The organism is Methylobacterium indicum, assembly GCF_001043895.1.
Lineage (GTDB): Bacteria > Pseudomonadota > Alphaproteobacteria > Rhizobiales > Beijerinckiaceae > Methylobacterium > Methylobacterium indicum.
Genome location: NZ_JTHF01000470.1, coordinates 1 through 829 on the forward strand (window position 1 = coordinate 1; position 829 = coordinate 829).

Genomic DNA, 829 nt, shown 5'->3' on the forward strand with positions numbered 1-829 from the left:
TCGGCCACGCCGGCGAGGCCGGGAACCGATCTGTAGCGCTCGCGGGCCTGCGCGGAGATGAACCGCAGCCGCGCGAGGCGATCATTGCCCGGGTAACCCGGCCTCCGGTCGTCTCCGTCCGGAAGGGGCAGGTGGAAGCCCGTCATCATGACCTCGATCCGATGCCGCCCATCGTGACCCGTGGGCCAGGTCGGCCGCCGCACGGTGCCGAGTCCGGCTGGCATCGCCGTGTGACGACCGCTTGACAAGTCCGCACCACCTCCCGTACGACATGACAAGTTTACAACAAATTCGACGCCTGTGAGGGGGTCGATCGGGGAGGATGGCATGGCCGATGCCGGTGGAGCGAGGGACGGGGGCACGATCCCGACCGCCCGGCGACAGGCCCGGCGATCCGGCGTGGTCTGTGCGGTTGTCATGTTGTCCAGGGAGCCGAGTAGCCGTCGCGCCGGTTTCCACTCGGCCGGCCGCGCGTGAATCCGATGCCGATCCTGCGCCTGATTGCCGACGACCTGACCGGCACCCTCGACACCGCCGCCGGCTTCACCGGCCTCGTCGGGCCGGTCGAGGTCGCGTGGATCGGCGGGAGCCTGCCGGCGGAGGGTAGCCTCGCCCTCGACACCGGCACCCGCGAGCAGGGCCCGGCGGACGCGGCCCGGATCGTCGCGGCATCCGCCCCGATTCTCGCCGGCGCCGGGATCGCGTTCAAGAAAGTCGACAGCCTGCTGCGCGGCCCCTGGGCGGCGGAGCTCGCCGCCTGCCTCGGCGACGGGCGTCCCGTGATCGTCGCACCCGCCTTCCCCTACCAGGGCCGCGTCACCCGCGACGG

General features: G+C 72.0%; 1 protein-coding gene. It reads left to right on the forward strand.

Annotation, left to right across the window (positions count from 1 at the left end; all coding sequences use genetic code 11):
- Positions 1 to 482: 482 nt before the first annotated feature.
- On the forward strand, positions 483 to 829 hold a 347-nt coding region (locus tag QR78_RS31560), incomplete at its 3' end, for a four-carbon acid sugar kinase family protein (protein ID WP_048431596.1).